Origin of the sequence: Cupriavidus sp. WKF15, from assembly GCF_029278605.1 — a bacterium.
In the GTDB taxonomy this organism is placed as follows: domain Bacteria; phylum Pseudomonadota; class Gammaproteobacteria; order Burkholderiales; family Burkholderiaceae; genus Cupriavidus.
Genome location: NZ_CP119573.1, coordinates 1,137,232 through 1,153,610, shown reverse-complemented (window position 1 = coordinate 1,153,610; position 16,379 = coordinate 1,137,232). Strand labels below are relative to the sequence as shown.

At 68.1% G+C, this 16,379-nt stretch carries 16 protein-coding genes; 12 read left to right on the top strand and 4 right to left on the bottom strand.

From position 1 onward, the window contains the following. Positions 1-77 precede the first annotated feature (77 nt). From gtdA to CupriaWKF_RS22555, 5 genes are all read left to right on the top strand, one after another. On the top strand, positions 78-1,124 hold the full coding sequence (gene gtdA / locus CupriaWKF_RS22575; RefSeq protein WP_276102969.1) for a gentisate 1,2-dioxygenase: 1,047 nt from the start codon (positions 78-80) through the stop codon (positions 1,122-1,124). Between the two features lie 97 nt (positions 1,125-1,221). After that, entirely contained in the window at positions 1,222-1,920 is a 699-nt protein-coding gene (locus tag CupriaWKF_RS22570; protein WP_276102968.1) for a fumarylacetoacetate hydrolase family protein, read from the top strand. Positions 1,921-1,950: 30 nt separating this feature from the next. After that, complete coding sequence (gene maiA, locus CupriaWKF_RS22565; RefSeq protein ID WP_276102967.1) at positions 1,951-2,592, top strand: maleylacetoacetate isomerase; 642 nt, start codon at positions 1,951-1,953, stop codon at positions 2,590-2,592. A 27-nt stretch (positions 2,593-2,619) separates the two neighbouring features. Continuing rightward, positions 2,620-3,834, top strand: coding sequence for a 3-hydroxybenzoate 6-monooxygenase (locus CupriaWKF_RS22560; RefSeq protein ID WP_276102966.1), 1,215 nt, complete (start codon positions 2,620-2,622; stop codon positions 3,832-3,834). A gap of 100 nt (positions 3,835-3,934) precedes the next feature. After that, a complete protein-coding gene (locus tag CupriaWKF_RS22555) occupies positions 3,935-5,278 on the top strand; it encodes an aromatic acid/H+ symport family MFS transporter (protein WP_276102965.1) in 1,344 nt (447 codons plus the stop codon). Between the two features lie 10 nt (positions 5,279-5,288). Here CupriaWKF_RS22555 and CupriaWKF_RS22550 read toward each other — a convergent pair whose 3' ends face one another. The 4 genes from CupriaWKF_RS22550 to CupriaWKF_RS22535 are packed head-to-tail and all read right to left on the bottom strand — an operon-like array spanning position 5,289 to position 9,539. Further along, positions 5,289-6,455 (bottom strand): ABC transporter permease, encoded by a 1,167-nt coding sequence (locus tag CupriaWKF_RS22550; protein ID WP_276102964.1) that lies wholly within the window; start codon positions 6,453-6,455, stop codon positions 5,289-5,291. Positions 6,456-6,463: 8 nt separating this feature from the next. Next, positions 6,464-7,618 carry an ABC transporter permease gene (locus CupriaWKF_RS22545; protein ID WP_276102963.1) on the bottom strand — a complete coding sequence of 385 codons (1,155 nt, stop codon included), beginning with the start codon at positions 7,616-7,618 and terminating at the stop codon, positions 6,464-6,466. A gap of 21 nt (positions 7,619-7,639) precedes the next feature. Next, entirely contained in the window at positions 7,640-8,275 is a 636-nt protein-coding gene (locus CupriaWKF_RS22540; protein WP_276103167.1) for an ABC transporter ATP-binding protein, read from the bottom strand. A gap of 58 nt (positions 8,276-8,333) precedes the next feature. Further along, positions 8,334-9,539, bottom strand: a complete 1,206-nt coding sequence (locus CupriaWKF_RS22535; RefSeq protein ID WP_276102962.1) for an efflux RND transporter periplasmic adaptor subunit — start codon at positions 9,537-9,539, stop codon at positions 8,334-8,336. Between the two features lie 335 nt (positions 9,540-9,874). On the opposite strand from CupriaWKF_RS22535, the gene CupriaWKF_RS22530 reads away from it, so the two are divergent. The 7 genes from CupriaWKF_RS22530 (at position 9,875) to CupriaWKF_RS22500 (ending at position 16,263) form a co-directional block, all read left to right on the top strand. Further along, on the top strand, positions 9,875-10,804 hold the full coding sequence (locus CupriaWKF_RS22530) for a dioxygenase (protein ID WP_276102961.1): 930 nt from the start codon (positions 9,875-9,877) through the stop codon (positions 10,802-10,804). A gap of 42 nt (positions 10,805-10,846) precedes the next feature. Continuing rightward, entirely contained in the window at positions 10,847-11,596 is a 750-nt protein-coding gene (locus CupriaWKF_RS22525; RefSeq protein WP_276102960.1) for an SDR family oxidoreductase, read from the top strand. A gap of 29 nt (positions 11,597-11,625) precedes the next feature. Next, positions 11,626-12,510 (top strand): 3-keto-5-aminohexanoate cleavage protein, encoded by an 885-nt coding sequence (locus CupriaWKF_RS22520; protein WP_276102959.1) that lies wholly within the window; start codon positions 11,626-11,628, stop codon positions 12,508-12,510. 43 nt (positions 12,511-12,553) lie between these two features. After that, positions 12,554-13,531 (top strand): zinc-binding alcohol dehydrogenase family protein, encoded by a 978-nt coding sequence (locus tag CupriaWKF_RS22515; protein WP_276102958.1) that lies wholly within the window; start codon positions 12,554-12,556, stop codon positions 13,529-13,531. Beyond that, complete coding sequence (locus CupriaWKF_RS22510) at positions 13,528-13,869, top strand: cupin domain-containing protein (RefSeq protein ID WP_276102957.1); 342 nt, start codon at positions 13,528-13,530, stop codon at positions 13,867-13,869. Before CupriaWKF_RS22515 ends, CupriaWKF_RS22510 begins: the two co-directional genes overlap by 4 nt. 254 nt (positions 13,870-14,123) lie before the next feature. Then, a complete protein-coding gene (locus CupriaWKF_RS22505) occupies positions 14,124-15,122 on the top strand; it encodes a tripartite tricarboxylate transporter substrate binding protein (RefSeq protein ID WP_276102956.1) in 999 nt (332 codons plus the stop codon). 109 nt (positions 15,123-15,231) lie between these two features. Beyond that, on the top strand, positions 15,232-16,263 hold the full coding sequence (locus tag CupriaWKF_RS22500) for a LacI family DNA-binding transcriptional regulator (protein WP_276102955.1): 1,032 nt from the start codon (positions 15,232-15,234) through the stop codon (positions 16,261-16,263). The last annotated feature ends 116 nt before the right edge of the window (positions 16,264-16,379 follow it).

Here is a 16,379-nt window from a genome sequence, read left to right as displayed (position 1 = left end):
CTTATATCGACCGACGTATAACTCCAAGCAACAGCCCGGCAATGCCGCCGGAGACCACAGAAAGCCACGGAGACAGCATGTCCGACCATACGCCTGATCCCGCACGCACCGCCTATTACGAGCAAATCGGCCGCTGCCACATGACACCACTGTGGGAATCGCTGCACAGCCTGGTGCCGCCCCAGCCGCGCCCGCAGATCGTCCCGGCTATCTGGAAGTACGACGCCCTGCGCCCGCTGGTCATGCAGGCCGGCGAGGTCATCAGCGCCGAAGAGGCGGTGCGCCGCGTGCTGATTCTGGAGAACCCGGGACTGCCGGGCAAGTCGAGCATCACGTCGACGCTCTACGCCGGCCTGCAACTGATCCTGCCGGGCGAGATCGCGCCGAGTCACCGCCATACGCAGTCGGCGCTGCGCTTCATCGTCGAAGGCAAGGGCGCCTGGACCGCCGTCAATGGCGAGCGGACCACCATGCATCCGGGCGACTTCATCATCACGCCGTCGTGGACCTGGCACGACCACGGCAACCCGAGCCTCGAGGACAGCGGCGAGCCGGTGGTGTGGCTGGACGGCCTCGACATCCCGCTGGTGCAGCAGTTCGACGCCGGCTTTGCCGAGAACTACCCCGAGTCCCAGCAACCCGTCACGCGCGCCGAGGGCGACAGCTTTGCGCGCTTCGGCCAGAACATGATGCCGGTGCGCCACAAGGTCACCGACCCGACCTCGCCGGTCTTCAGCTATCCGTACGACCGCTCGCGCGAGGCGCTCGACCAGCTCTACCGCAACGGTGAACTCGATGCGTGGGACGGCGTGAAGCTGCGCTACGTCAACCCGGCCACGGGCGGCTGGCCGATGCCCACCATCGCCACCTTCATGCAGTACCTGCCGGCCGGCTTCCAGGGCAAGACCTACCGCAGCACCGACGCCACCGTCTACAGCGTGGTGGAAGGCCGCGGCACAGTGCGCATCGGCGATGCCCAGTTCCAGTTCGAGCCGCGCGACGTGTTCGTGGCGCCGTCATGGGCGCCGGTGCAGCTTGGCGCGATGGAAGACGCGGTGCTGTTCAGCTACTCCGACCGCCCCGTGCTGTCGGCGCTGAACCTGCTGCGCGAAGCGCGCACCTGAGCCCCTTCTAAACCCAACTCGTCCGAATCCAGATGCCCGGGTGCGCGCATGGCGCGGCACCCCGGCCCCTTACACCTCCTGACTGACCGAACCGACCATGTCCTACGTCTTCACGCCTCCCGCCACCGTCGCCATTCCCGTCGCCGGCACCGATGACCAGTTCGCCGTGCGCCGCGTCTACTGCGTGGGCCGCAACTATGCCGCCCATGCGCGCGAAATGGGCTTCGACCCCGACCGCGAGCCACCGTTCTTCTTCTGCAAGCCGGCCGACGCCATCGTGCCCGTGGCAGACGGCCAGACGCTGGAGCTGCCCTACCCGGCGCAGACGCAGAACTACCACTACGAAGCCGAACTGGTGGCCGTGATCGGCAAGGCCGGCGCCGATATCCCGGTCGAGCAGGCGCTCGAGCACGTGTGGGGCTACGCCGTGGGCCTGGACATGACCCGCCGCGACCTGCAGATGAAGATGCGCGAGATGGGCCGCCCGTGGGAAATCGGCAAGGCCTTCGACGCGTCCGCGCCGATCGCGCCGATCCACCGCGCCAGCGATATCGGCCACCCGCAGCAGGCAGCGATCTGGCTGGCCGTCAATGGCCAGGACAAGCAGCGCAGCAATGTCACGCACCTGATCTGGTCGGTGGCCGAAACGGTGGCCTACCTGTCGCAGTTCTTCCGCCTGGAACCGGGCGACGTGATCTTCACCGGCACCCCGGAAGGCGTGGGCGCGGTCAAGACCGGCGACACCATGGTGACCGGCGTGGAAGGTCTCGGCGAACTCAAGGTCCGCGTGGTCTGAATCCGGAATACGGCAAGCAGCGAAGCCATCATGCAGCTCTATAGTTTCTTCAACAGCTCCACGTCCTACCGCGTGCGCATTGCGCTGGCGCTCAAGGGCCTACCCTTCGAGACCCTGCCGGTCAACATCCGCACCGGCCAGCACCGCGAGGCGGAGTACGTGCAGGGCATCAACCCGTCCGCCTCGGTGCCCGCGCTGGTGGACGGCGAATTCACGCTCGGACAGTCGCTCGCGATCATGGACTACGTCGATGCGCGCTTCCCGGAACCGCGCCTGCTGCCGCAGGACTCGGAGCAGCGCGCGCGCGTGCTGGAACTGGCCAGCCTGATCGCCTGCGACATCCACCCGGTCAACAACCTGCGCGTGCTGCGCTACCTGCAGGATGTGCTGAAGGTGACGCCGGAACAGAAGGACGCCTGGTACCGCCACTGGATCGACGAAGGCATGGCCGGCGTCGAACGCCTGCTCGCGCTGCACGGCAAGGGCCCGTGGTGCTTTGGCGACAGCCCGACTCTCGCCGACGTCACGCTGGTGCCCCAGGTCGCCAACGCCCAGCGCATGGGCTGCGACCTGTCGGCCTACCCGCGCGCCCTGGCGGTGTATGCGCACGCCAGCGCACACCCCGCCTTCGCCAAGGCGGCGCCCACGCAGCAACCGGACTACACGGCCTGATCGACCGATCCAGGCCAGGAGACAAGCATGAACACACCACAAGACACGGGGCGCAAAGTCCTGATCATCGGCGGCGGCATCGGCGGCCTGGCCGCGGCGCTGGCGCTCGCGCGCAAGGGCATTCGCATCGAGCTGCTGGAGCAGGCCGAGCAGATCGGCGAGATCGGCGCAGGCATCCAGCTCGCAGCCAACGCCTTCGCGGCCATGGACGCGCTCGGCGTGGGCGAGGCCGCGCGCGGCCGGGCGGTCTTCACCGACTACCTGAGCCTGCGCGACGCGATCGACACGCACGAGATCGCCCGCGTCGATGTCGGCACGCCCTACCGCGAGCGCTTCGGCAACCCGTATGCGGTGATCCACCGCGCGGACATCCACCTGTCGATCCTGGAGGCCGTGCAGGACCACCCGCTGATCAGCTTCCGCACCGCCACGCGCGTCGAGAAGCTGGAGCAGGACGAGCGCGGCGTCACCGTCATCGACCAGCGCGGCGAACGCCACCATGCCGATGCCGTGGTCGGCTGCGACGGCGTCAAGTCCGCCATCCGCGAGGCGCTGATCGGCGACGCGCCGCGCGTGACCGGCCACGTCGTGTATCGCGCGGTGGTCGAGGTCGACAACATGCCGAAGGACCTGCGGGTCAACGCGCCCGTGGTCTGGGCCGGCCCGAACTGCCACCTGGTGCACTACCCGCTGCGCGGCGGCCAGCAGTACAACCTGGTCGTGACCTTCCACAGCCGCGAGCAGGAGACCTGGGGCGTGCGCGAAGGCAGCAAGGAAGAAGTGCTGTCGTACTTCGACGGCATCCACGCGCTGCCGCACCAGATGCTGGATCGCCCGACCTCATGGAAGCGCTGGGCCACGGCCGACCGCGATCCGGTGGAACGCTGGAGCTTCGGCCGCGCGACCATCCTGGGCGATGCCGCGCACCCGATGACGCAATACGTCGCGCAGGGCGCCTGCCAGGCGCTCGAAGATGCTGTCACGCTGGGCACCGCGGTGGAAGCGGCCGGCAATGACTTCGAAGCGGCGTTCAAGCTGTACGAACAGGCGCGCATCCCGCGCACCGCACGCGTGCTCTACGCCGCGCGCGACATGGGCCGCGTGTACCACGCCAAGGGTGTCGACCGTATGGTGCGCAACACGCTGTGGACCGGCCGCACGCAGGCGCAGTACTACGACGCGCTGCAGTGGCTGCACGGCTGGCGTGCCGAACGCTGCCTGAGCCCGACGCCCTGGCTCTGAACTTCCGGAAGACCATGCAGTGACCACCGCGGTGACTGGCGGCCGACACGGCCGCCAGCCCGAATTTGTCCCGAAACAGGCAACGAGGAGGAGACAACCCATGCCTGCCAGCCAGAGAATCAATATTTCTGCGTTCATCGACCGCCATCCGCTATCGGCGTTCCAGGTCATGATCGTGGTGCTGTGCTTCCTGATCGTCGCCATCGACGGCTTCGACACCGCCGCGATCGGCTTCATCGCGCCGGCCATCCGCGCCGAATGGCAGCTGACGCCGGCACACCTGGCCCCGCTGTTCGGCGCCGGGCTCGGCGGCCTGATGGCCGGTGCCTTCCTGTTCGGCCCGCTGGCCGATCGCTTCGGCCGCAAGAGCGTGCTGGTGTTCTCGGTGCTGTTCTTCGGCCTGGCCAGCCTCGCATCGGCGTGGTCGGGCGAGCTGTGGGAACTGATCGCGCTGCGCTTCCTGACCGGCCTTGGCCTGGGCGGCGCCATGCCCAATACCATCACGCTGACGTCCGAGTTCTGTCCGGAAAAGCGCCGCTCGTTCCTGGTCACGACCATGTTCTGCGGCTTCACGCTCGGCTCCGCGCTGGGCGGGCTGGCCTCTGCCGGGCTGATCGAAGCCTACGGCTGGCGCTCGGTGCTGGTGGTCGGCGGCGTGCTGCCGCTGGCGTTGTCAGTGCTGCTGGCGCTGCTGCTGCCGGAGTCCGTGCGCTACCTGGTGATGGCAGGCCGCGCGCCGGAACGCATCGCCGCCACGCTGCAGCGCATTGCCCCGCAGGCCGACCTGCGCGGCGCGACCTTTACCGTGGCCGAGACGCGCAGCACCAGTTCTCCGGTGCGGCACCTGTTCAAGCCTGAACTGGTGCGCGGCACGCTGCTGTTCTGGCTGACCTTCTTCATGAGCCTGCTGGTGATCTACCTGCTCTCGAGCTGGCTGCCGACCCTGCTGCGCGGCACCGGCCTGTCGCTGCGCACCGCGGCGCTGGTCACCACCATGTTCCAGGTCGGCGGCACGCTCGGCGCCATCGTGCTGGGCTGGCTGATGGACCGCTTCAACCCGCACTACGTGCTGGCCGTCAGCTACGCGCTGGCCGGCGTGTTCGTCGCCGCTATCGGCAGTCTCGCCGATACGCCTGCGCTGGCCAGTGTCGCGGTGTTCTTCGCGGGCTTCTGCGTATCGGGGTCGCAGGTCGGCGCCAACGCGCTGTCGGCAGGCTTCTACCCGACTGACTGCCGCGCCACGGGCGTGAGCTGGGCCAACGGCGTGGGCCGTCTCGGTTCGGTGGTCGGCTCCGTCGGCGGTGCCACCATGCTGTCGCTGGGACTGGGCATGCCCACGCTGTTCGTGCTGATCGGCGTGCCCGCGCTGCTCGCCGGCGGCACCATGCTGACGCTCGGGCTGGCGCGGCGCGCGCCTGCGCCCCAGGAGTTTGCCGCGAGCTGATCGGCGAACGTCAGCGCGCCCGCAGCGCATCGACGATGTTCATGCGGGCCGCGCGCAGCGCCGGCAGAAAGCCGCCGACCAGGCCCATCGCCATCGAGAACCCGAGCGTCTTTGCCACAATGCCCGGCGTCAGGATAAAGCGGAACGACAGGTCCGCGAACGTCTGGAAGTTGGTCGTGGAAAACGACGCAAACTGCATCAGCGCCGCACAGCAGAGCCCGGCCACGCCGCCGGCCAGCCCGAGCAGCAGCGCCTCGACCAGGAATGCGGCCAGCACGTTGGTGCGCCGGAAACCCAACGCGCGCAGCGTGCCGATCTCCGCAACACGGTTGGCCACCGACGCATACATGGTGATCATCGCGCCAATCATCGCCGCGATCGAGAAGATCGTCGACAGCGTCAGGCCCAGGATGTTGATGAACGTCGACAGCGCCTTGGACTGGTCGCTGTAGAAGGCCTGCTCGCTCTTGGCCTCGGCGGTCAGGCGCGGGTCGACGTCGATGTCGGCGCGCAGGCGCGCAAAGGCTTCCGGCCGCGACAGCCGCACCACCATCGACGAATAGCTGGTGCGGCGGAACGACTGCATGAGCTGGTCGGCGTCGCCCCAGATCTCCGAATCGAAGCCGCTGCCGCCCGCGTCGAACACGCCGACGATGGTCCAGTCGCGCTGGGCAAAGCGCAGGCGCCCGCCAAGCTGCGCCCCGGTGAAGCCGCGGGCCACGCTGCTGCCCACGATGATCTCCGACGAGCCCGGCCGGAACGTGCGCCCCGCCACCAGCCGGATCTGCGGCCGCAATCCCAGGCCCTTCGGCGACACGCCGCGGATCACGACATTGGCAGGCGTATCCGACCCGCGCTTGGTCAGCGAGATCAGCACCACCGCTTCTTTCGAGGCCATGGGCCGGCCGTTGCCGTCCATCGCCACCGACGGGTGCATCTCCATGATGCTGGCCTGGTCGCGGCTGATGCCGCTCTGCACCTCAGTCTCTGCGCCCTTGCGGATCATGACCACATTGTCCGGCTCGCCGGTGGTGACGAGCGTGCGCTTGAGCCCCGCGTCAAGCATCAGCATGGTGGCAAACACGAACACCACCAGCGCAAGGCCGCCGGCCGTCAGCGCCGTGGTCAGGCGCCGGGCCCACAGGTTGCGCGCGATGTAGCTGAACGGGATCGCCATGCGCTCGCCTAGCCGATGGCCCGCAGGCCTTCCACGATGCGCACGCGCGCCGCCTGCACGGCCGGCACCACGGCGGCGACGAGCGCCACGGCCAGCGCGCAGGCCGCCTGCATCCACATGGTCTGGCGCGACACGGTGAACACCGGGAACACGCCGCCGACCGCCTGCTTGAATATCGCGGCCATCGGCGGCGTGGCCAGCATGCCGATGCCACCGCCCACCAGGCAGATGAACATCGATTCGCCGAACATCAGCAGCGCCAGGAAGCCGGGCCCGAAACCGAGCGCCTTGAGCGTGGCGTACTCCGTGGTGCGTTCGCGCGCGCTCATCGCCATCGCGTTGGCCATCACGGCCATGATGATCAGGATCACCACGTAGGACACCACGCGGATGGCCGCGATGATCTGGTTCGACATGGCCACGAAGCCCAGCTGGAACGCCTGCTCGGTCTCGGTGAGCGTCTCGGCCAGCGAATTGCGGAACACCGCATCCACGCCGCGCGAGATCGCGGCGGCGTTGTCGGGGTTGTCGATGTCCAGGATGTACACGCCGACCTGGTCGGCCTGCTTCGGCGAGCGCTTGCGCACGGTCTCGTTCAGGTATTCCCAGTGGAACACCATGTGGCGCGTGATGGTGCTTTCATCACGCCCCTCCATGATGCCGCGCACGATGAAGTCCCACGTGCCCGTATAGATCGTGCCCTTGATGGGAATCACGTCGCCGACCTTGAAGCCGTACTGGTCCGCGAGCTGCCGCCCGATCAGGCAGCCCTTGCGGTCGCGCTGGTAATCGGCGCGCTGCTGCGCCGTGACGACGAACTCGGGGTACAGGTCGAGGTAGTTGTCCGAGACGGCGAACTGCGCGAAGAAGTTCTTGGGATCGCGGTAGACGCCGCCGAACCAGTTGGAGCGCGCTACCAGCGTCACGCCGTCCACGCCGCGGATGCGGCTTTCATAGCTGAGCGGCAGCGGGAACACCAGCGAGATCGCGTTGCGCGTCACCAGCCGCCCGCTCGAAGCCGCGGCCGCACCCGCGTACCAGGCGTCCACCACGGTCTGCAGCAGCCCGTAGGCCAGCACCGCGACCACCAGCCCGGTCACGGTCAGCGCGGTGCGCAGCTTGTGGCGCAGCGCGTTGCGGGCAATCAGCTTGAGCACGAACATGGCGCGTCCGTTCAGTGCCGTTCAGGCGCTGTTGCCATGGTTCAGTTCCCCTTTCTCGAGGTGCAAGAGCGAGCGCGCCGCGTTGGCGGCATGCGCGTCGTGCGTGACCATGATGATGGTCTTGCCGGCCTCGCGGTTCAGCCGCTGGAGCATCGCCAGGATGTCCGCGGCGGCGTTCCGGTCGAGGTCGCCCGTGGGTTCGTCGGCCACGATCAGCACCGGGTCGGTGATTAGTGCGCGGGCAATGGCCACGCGCTGCTGCTGCCCGCCGGACAGTTCCGACGGATAGTGGCTCATGCGGTCGGCCAGGTTCACCATGCCGAGCACCATCTCCACGCGCGCGCGCCGCTCCTGGCGCGACAGGCGCGTGAGCATCAGCGGCAGCTCCACGTTCTCGAAGGCGGTGAGCACCGGCATCAGGTTGTAGAACTGGAAGATAAAACCGACGTTGGCCGCGCGCCAGGCGGCAAGCTCCGACTCCGCCAGATGGGTAATGTCTTGCCCCGCCACCAGCAGTTCGCCGCTGTCGGGCCGGTCGATGCCCGCGATCAGATTGAGCAGCGTGCTCTTGCCCGAGCCCGACGGCCCCATCAGCGCAATGAAGTCGCCCTCGGCAATATCGAGCGTGATATCGGTCAGCACCGGCACGGTCTGCATGCCGCGCCGGTACGACTTGGCGAGATGGCGGATGCGTACGAGCGGATCGGCTGCCACGTTACTTCTTCTTCGCCGTGACGCTGGCGCCGTCGCGCAGCTTGTCGGCCGGCGCCAGCACCACCGTAGCTCCGGCGGCCACGCCACTGACGGCCACCAGTTCGCCGATGCGCTCGCCGGTCGTCACTGCCGTCTCATGCGCCTTGCCGTCGCGGATCACGAACACCACCTTGCGCCCGTCGCGCGTGGCAATGGCAGCGGGCTGCACGGCCACGACGGGCTTGCGGTCCTGCTCGGGCAGCGGTTTGGACAGGAACGCGATCTTGGCGCTCATATCGGGCAGCACGCGCGCGTCGCGGTCGACAAAGCGCACCTTGACCAGCACGGTCGCCTTGGAGCGGTCGACCGTCGGCACGATGCGCGACACCTGGCCCGCGAAGCGGACATCGGGCAGCGCGTCGAGCAGCATCAGGCAAGGCTGGTCCGCGCGGATCTTCGCGATATTGGATTCGGCGACATCCGCCTCGACTTCCAGCGTATCCATGTCGGCAATGGTCACGACCGCGCCCTTGGTGTCGGACGCCGACGAGAACGGCGTGATGTTGTCGCCGACGTTGGCATGCTTGACCAGCACCACGCCGTCGAACGGCGCGCGGATCACGGTCTGGTCGACAGCCACCTGGGCGGCCCGCGCACTGGCCTGCGCCGACACGATCGCCGCGCGCGAATTGGCGACCGAGGCCTGCGCCTTCCTGAAGCGGGCCAGGTCGGCGTCGTACTGCTGGACGGAGATCGCCTTCGGGCCCAGCAGCTGTTCGTCGCGGCGCAGGTTCACATCCGCGTCGCGGAGCTCGGCAAGTTGCAGCTCCAGATTGGCCTGCGCGACCTTCACCTGCGCGGTCGACTGCGCGAGCGTGGCGTCCACGTCGCGGCTTTCGATGCGGGCGATGATCTCGCCCTTCTTCACGCGGGAGCCCTCCAGCACACCCAGCCATTCCAACCTGCCCTGCGCCTTCGAAGCGACAGCCGCCTTGCGCTGGGGCACGACGTAGCCGGTAGCGTTGAGCAGGGTGTAGTTCTGGGAGGGATAGGCCGATGAGACCGTCACGGTTTCCACTGCCGTGGGGCTGGCCAGCTTGAAGGTGACGGCGGCCGCCGCGGCCAGCACCACCGCGATGGCGATATACGGAAGCCAGCGGCGCCGCCGCGAAGGTGCGGTGAGTGGGCCGCGGTCGATTTTCAGCCTGGAGAGGTCGGGATCGGGCAAGCGGGTCGTCCTCTTTGATGGAGGGGGTCAGTATAGCGCCGGGGGGTTTAGGGACCGGGGAGCCGCTGCGACGGCTCGATCGTGGCTCGATGACCCTGGTTCCCCATTGCATCCCCTCTGATTCCTCCCTCCATCGAAAGCCGGATGACTCGTATAGGCAGCCCCGCCAAGAACCATAAGGGTTCGCCCCACCCTCGGCAATCCCTTGTTTTTCCTGCGTTTTTAACCCGGCACATCCTCCCCGCCGGCTAACTCCCAAAAAATCCCCTTGACCAACGCCATTCCTGACGCATAATTGCAAACGTTTGCTGCAAACGTTTGCAAGGAGCAGAAAGATGGAGACCAGACAACAGCCCCAGCCACCCCACCCCCTTCGCCTGATCGAGGACGAGCATTCCGTCACCCAGATCGTCCAGGCCGCCATGACGCAGGCCGCCAGCCCGCGGCTGCGCTTCGTCATGGGCCTGCTGGTCCAGCACCTGCACGATTTCCTGCGTGAGGTACGCCCCACGGACGAGGAGTTCGAACAGGCGCTGGAATTCATCGCCGCACTGGGTCACGCCACCCATGCGACCAACAATGAAGTGGTGCTGGCCGCCGACGTGCTGGGCCTGTCCACGCTGGTGACCGTGATGAACAACAACACCACGGACGGCCGCACCCCCGGCGCGCTGCTGGGCCCGTTCTACCGCGCCAACGCCCCGCGTTATGCCTGCGGCGACTGCGTGGTCCAGGACGACGCCCCCGGCCTGCCGCTATTCGTGCGCGGCACCGTGCGCGGCACCGATGGCATGCCGCTGTCCGGCGCGCTCGTGGAAATCTGGCAGGCCTCTCCGGTCGGCCTGTACGACAACCAGGATCCGCGCCAGCCCGACCGCAACCTGCGTGGCTGCTTCCATACCGATGAGCAAGGCGCTTACCACTTCCGCACCGTACGCCCGGCCGGCTATCCGGTGCCGACCAACGGCCCGATCGGCACGCTCCTCGACGCACAGCAGCGCCATCCGTACCGGCCCGCGCATATCCATTTCATCGTCGCGGCGCCGGGCTATCGCACGCTGGTGACGCAGGTGTTCGTGGACGAGCCGCAAGCGCTGGAATCCGACGTGACCTTCGGCGTGCACCGGCAGCTCGTCGGCCATCTCGAACACGTCGAACATGGCCAAAGCCCCTGGGGCAACCTGCCCGCCCCGTTCTACACGCTCGATTTCGACTTCACCCTCGAACCCGGCGAACAGACCTTCCCGAAGCCGCCGATCGACTGACCGCCCGGCCCCCTCGCTTTTCACGCAGCACGACTGAACACCATGAGCCTCTTCTCCCTTTCCGGCAAGGTTGCCGTGATCCTCGGCGGTACCGGCGGCATCGGCCTGGCTACCGGCAATGCGCTGGCGCAGCTCGGCGCCAGCGTCGTCCTGACCGGCCGCAACCGCGACAGCGCGGACAGCGCGGCCGCATCGCTGCCGGCCGGCAATCACATGGGCGCGGCCGCCGAGATCGGCGACACCGCGTCACTGAACGCGCTTGCCGACGAGGTCAGCCGCCACTACGGGCGCGTCGACATCCTGGTCAATACCGCCGGCTTTACGCGGGCGATTCCACACGCCGATCTTGATGCGCTCAACGATGCCCTGATCGACGAACTGTTCGCCATCAACTGGCGCGGCCAGTTCGCGGCGATCCGCGCATTCGCGCCGCACCTGCGCGCCAACGGCGACGGGCTGGTGGTCAATGTCGGCTCGATCGCGGGGCGCACGGGCCAGGGCAGCAACGTGGCGTACTGCGCGGCCAAGGCCGGGCTGGACGTCATGGCCATGTCGCTGGGCCGCGCGCTGGCGCCGGCCATCCGCGTGCTGAACGTCTCGCCGGGTGTGGTCGACACGGGCTTCGTGCCCGGCCGCGACGAAAGCTTCAACGAACGCGCGGCCAGGACCACGCCGCTGCGCCGCATCGGCCAGGCGCAGGACGTGGCCGACGCCGTCGTCGCCTGCGCCACGTCGCTGCGCTTTGCCACGGGCACCACCATCGTCGTCGACGGCGGACGCCAGCTCGGCTGATTGCTTTCCACTCATTCGCCAACGCAACCATGCACGCACGCAAGACCATCATCACCTGCGCGGTGACCGGCAACATCGTCACGCCCGAGCAATACCCCAACCTGCCGGTCACGCCGGAGCAGATCGCCAATGCCGCGCTGGAGGCCGCCGAAGCCGGCGCCGCGGCCGCGCACATCCACGTGCGCGATCCCGAGACCGGGCGTCCGTCGATGTCGCTCGAGTACTACGACGACGTCATCGACCGCATCCGCAAGCGCAACCGCACGCTGATCATCAACCTGACCACCGGCCCCGGCGGCCGCTTCGTGCCGAGCGAGGACGAACCGCGCGTGGCCGCCCCGGGCACCACGCTGCTGCACCCGGCCAAGCGCGTGGAGCACATCGCCGCGCTGCGTCCCGACGTGTGCTCGCTCGACCTGAACACCATGAACTCGGGCGGCGACGTGGTCATCAACACGCCGGCCAATGTCCGCAAGATGGCGGCCGTGATCCGCGCGGCCGGCGTCATGCCGGAGCTGGAGATCTTCGACTCGGGCGACCTCAACATGGCGCTCGATTTCATCCGCGAAGGCGTGCTCGACGGCCCCGGCCTGTGGACCTTCGTACTCGGCGTCAAATACGGCTTCGCGCCGACGCCGGAAACCATCTTCTATGCGCGCAACATGCTGCCGCCCGGCGCGCACTGGTCGGCCTTCGGCATCGGCCGCGCGGAGTTCCCGATCGTGGCGCAGGCGTGGCTCGCAGGCGGCCATGTCCGCGTCGGGCTGGAAGACAACATCTACCTGGAAAAGGGCGTGCTCGCACCGAGCAATGCCGCACTGGTCGCCAAGGCGCGCGACATCGTCCGCTCGCTCGGCGGCGAGATCGCGTCATCGCAGGAGGCGCGTCGCACGCTTGGCCTGCGCGAAGCCTGAACCAAGCCGGACACGGCAACAGACACTGAACAAGGAAGACAACATGAACACGATTCGCGTCAGCGAGAAAGCCGCCGGCATCGACACCCTGCAACTGCAACTGGTGGGTACGCCGCGCCCCCAGGCCGGCGACGGCCAGTGCGTGATCGAAGTGGCCAGCGCCGGCGTCAACCCCAGCGACGTCAAGGCCACGCTTGGCCTGATGCCGCATGCAGTGTGGCCGCGCACGCCAGGCCGCGACTATGCGGGCACCGTGATCGACGGCCCGAGCGGCCTGGTCGGCCTGCAGGTATGGGGCAGTGGCGGCGAACTGGGCATCCGCCGCGACGGCACGCACGGCAAGTACCTGCGCGTGGCCGCGCAAGCGGTGCGCGAAAAGCCGGCCACGGTCTCGCTGCTGGAAGCCGGCGCGGTCGGCGTGCCCTTCATCACCGCCTTTGAAGGCCTGCGCCGCGCCGGCATGCCGAAGCCGGGCAGCGTCGTGCTGGTGTGCGGCGGCAACGGCAAGGTCGGACAGGCCACGATCCAGATCGCCACCGCGCTGGGCGCGCGCGTGTTCGCCGTGGAACGCACCGCCGAGCGCTATCGCGGCCACGCCAGCGCGCCGGTGCGCATGATCGATGCCAGCAATGAAGCCATCGCCACGGTGGTGCGCGACGAGACCGACGGCCACGGCGCCGACATCGTCTACAACACCGTCGGCAGCCCGTACTTCGAGCAGGCCAACCAGGCCATGGCGATCGGCGCGGCGCAGATCTTCATCTCCACCATCGAGCGCCCGGTTCCGTTCGACATCTTCGCGTTCTACCGCGGCCAGCACACCTACGTGGGCGTCGATACGCTCGCGCTGGACAGCAGCGCTTGCGCGGGCATCCTCGACCAGCTCGCGCCGATGTTCGCGTCCGGCGCATTGAAGCCGTTCCCCGTGCTGCCCGAGTACACCTACGCGCTGGCTGACGCTGCCGAGGCCTACCGCGCCGTGCTGCAGGGTGCGACCGAACGCGTGGTGCTCAAGCCATGAACACGACCCGCTTCGCCCAGGCGCCGGCGTACTTTCCGCCCAACCACGACGGCATGCATTGCCTGCGCCTGCAAGGGCATGAGGCCGGGCCATCCGAGTCGCTGTGGCTGGGGGTGTCGGTGCTGCTGCCCGGTGGACACACCAGCATGGATGCGTCCGCCGTCGAGAAGCACTACGTCGTGCTCGAAGGCGAAGTCTGCATCCGCACACCCGACGAGGCCGTGACGCTGCAGCAGTTCGATTCGGTCCGGCTCGCGCCGGGCGAAGCGCGGCAGGTGTCAAACCCGGGCAACCGCCCGGCCATGCTGCTGCTGGCCATGCCTTACCCGAAGGCCTGAGCCGGCAGCCACGACAGGCAGTGCGCAGTATCCGGCGCCACGGCATGGCGCCGTCCTCCACATTGCGGGGACCTTCTTCCAGAACAAGCATCACAGGTAGGGGAGACAACCCACTACTACAGCCGCATCGACAACAAGAAGAACGCGAGCTACGACTTCGCCATCAACGAACTCGGTATGAGCGCCGGTGCGGACCCGCAGACCTTCGCGATTGGCCCACTTCTTCTGAACCCATTGTTGTGAGGAGACATACGATGAACCGCCCCCTTCGTCGCAAGACCCTGCGTGCCCTGTTCACGCTGCCGGCCGCTGCGGCCATGCTGGCCACAGCCCCTGGCGCCATGGCGCAGCCGCAATACCCGTCCAAGCCGATCCGCCTCGTGGTGCCGTTCTCGGCCGGCAGCGCGACCGATATCCTGGCCCGTATCATCGGGACCAGGATGGGACAGAACGCCGGCTACCAGATCATCGTCGACAACCGCCCCGGTGCCGGCGGCACGCTGGGCGCCACCGGCGTCGCCAAGGCCGCGCCGGACGGCTACACGCTGATCCTGGTCTCGGTCGGCCATGCCATCAACGCCACGCTGTACCCGAAGCTGGCCTATGACACCGTCAAGGACTTCGCGCCGGTGTCGCTGGTGGCGAGCGTGCCCAATGTGCTGGTGGTGAATGCCGCCAGCAAGTACAACTCCGTGCGCGACATCGTCGCCGCGGCCAAGGCCAATCCCGGTGCCATGAACTTCGACTCGGCCGGCTCGGGCAGCTCCACGCACCTGAGCGGCGAGATGTTCAAGATGCAGGCCGGCATCGACGTGGTCCATATCCCGTACAAGGGCACCGGCGAGGCGCTCACGGACGTGATGGCCGGCCGTGGCGACATGATGTTCGCGCCGACGGTGTCGGCCATGCCGTTCGTGCGCCAGGGCAAGCTCAAGGCCCTGGCCGTGACCACCGCGAAGCGGGCCGGCACCCTGCCCGATATTCCGACGGTGGCGGAATCCGGCCTGCCGGGATACGCCTTCGATTCGTGGTTCGGCATCCTCGCCCCCGCCGGCACGCCGAAGGAGATCGTCAACGCGCTCAATGCCGAGATCGGCAAGGCGCTGGCCTCTGCCGACGTCCGGGAAAAGCTCGCGGTGCAGGGGGCCGAGCCCAGGACATCCACGCCGCAGGAGTTCTCCACGTACATCCAGGCGGAGATCGCGAAGCTGGCGCCGGTCGTGAAGCAGTCGGGCGTCAAGGGCGGCCAGTAGAACGCCAGCGCGGGCGGCGCGGCGCCCGCTGGCTGTAGCGGGTGCCGTAGAATGGCGCATTCCCAGTTCGCCCAGCGCCCCAGGCGCCGCCGCACCGCCTTCCGCCGACATGTCCGAGCGCAAACGCCTGACCCTCAAAGACCTCGCCGCCGAGATCAATATGCATTACTCGACGGTGTCGCGCGTGATGAACCCGGCGACGCGGCACCTGGTGGCGGAAGACGTGGCGGCGCGCGTGCTGGCGCTGGCCGACGAACGCGGGTTCCGGCCGAACCGGATCGCGGCAGGCTTGCGCACGCAGCGCTCGGGACTGGTCGGCGTGGTGCTGCCCGATATCGCCAACCCGGTGTTCCCGCCGATCCTGGCGGGCATTGAAGCGGTGCTGAGCCAGCAAGGCTATGTGCCGATCGTGGTCAATGCCGGCACGGACAAGGCACGCCAGCGTTACGTCATCGACCAGTTGCTCGGGCGGCAGGTCGAAGGGCTGGTGCTGGCCACCGCCGAGCGCGACGACCCTGTCCTAGAGTACTGCGTGGCCCAGCGCATTCCCGTGGTCATGGTGAACCGCGGCGAGGACACCGGCCGCGCATCGTGCGTGGTCAGCGACAGCCTGCTGGCCATGCGCCTGACCGTGGACCACCTGGTCGGGCTCGGGCACCGCAACATCGGCCACATTGCGGGGCCCGCCACGCTCTCGACCGGCTTCCTGCGCCGCGAGGGCTTTGTCCGCGCCGTGCGGCGCCACCGCCTGCGGGCCGGGCAATGGCAGGTCATCGAGGCGGCCAGCTATTCACGCGATGCCGGCCGCGAAGCCTGCGAACGGCTGCTGGCCGAATTCCCGGACATCACGGCCATTGCCGCCGGCAATGACCTGATCGCCATGGGCTGCTATGACTGCCTGCGCGCGCGCGGCCTGCGCTGCCCCGGAGACATCTCGGTGATCGGCCACAACGACATGCCGTTCGTCGACGCGCTGACTCCGCCGCTGACCACGGTGCGCATTGCCGTCCATGAAATGGGCGAAGAAGCGGCGCGGCTGCTGCTCAAGCAGATCCGCGAGCCTGGGGCCGACGCTGTGACGGTCGAGCTGAAGCCTGAACTGATTGTGCGTGGGTCGACAGCGGCGCCGCCGGTGGCCTGAAAACTCGCTTTCGGCCGCGAGCCAGCGGCCATGCGAACTACCGATCGCCGTAGTGCATGCGACAGGCGATGATAGCCAGTTCGCTGTCGCCCACCGCCGCCGCAGGGATATCAGCC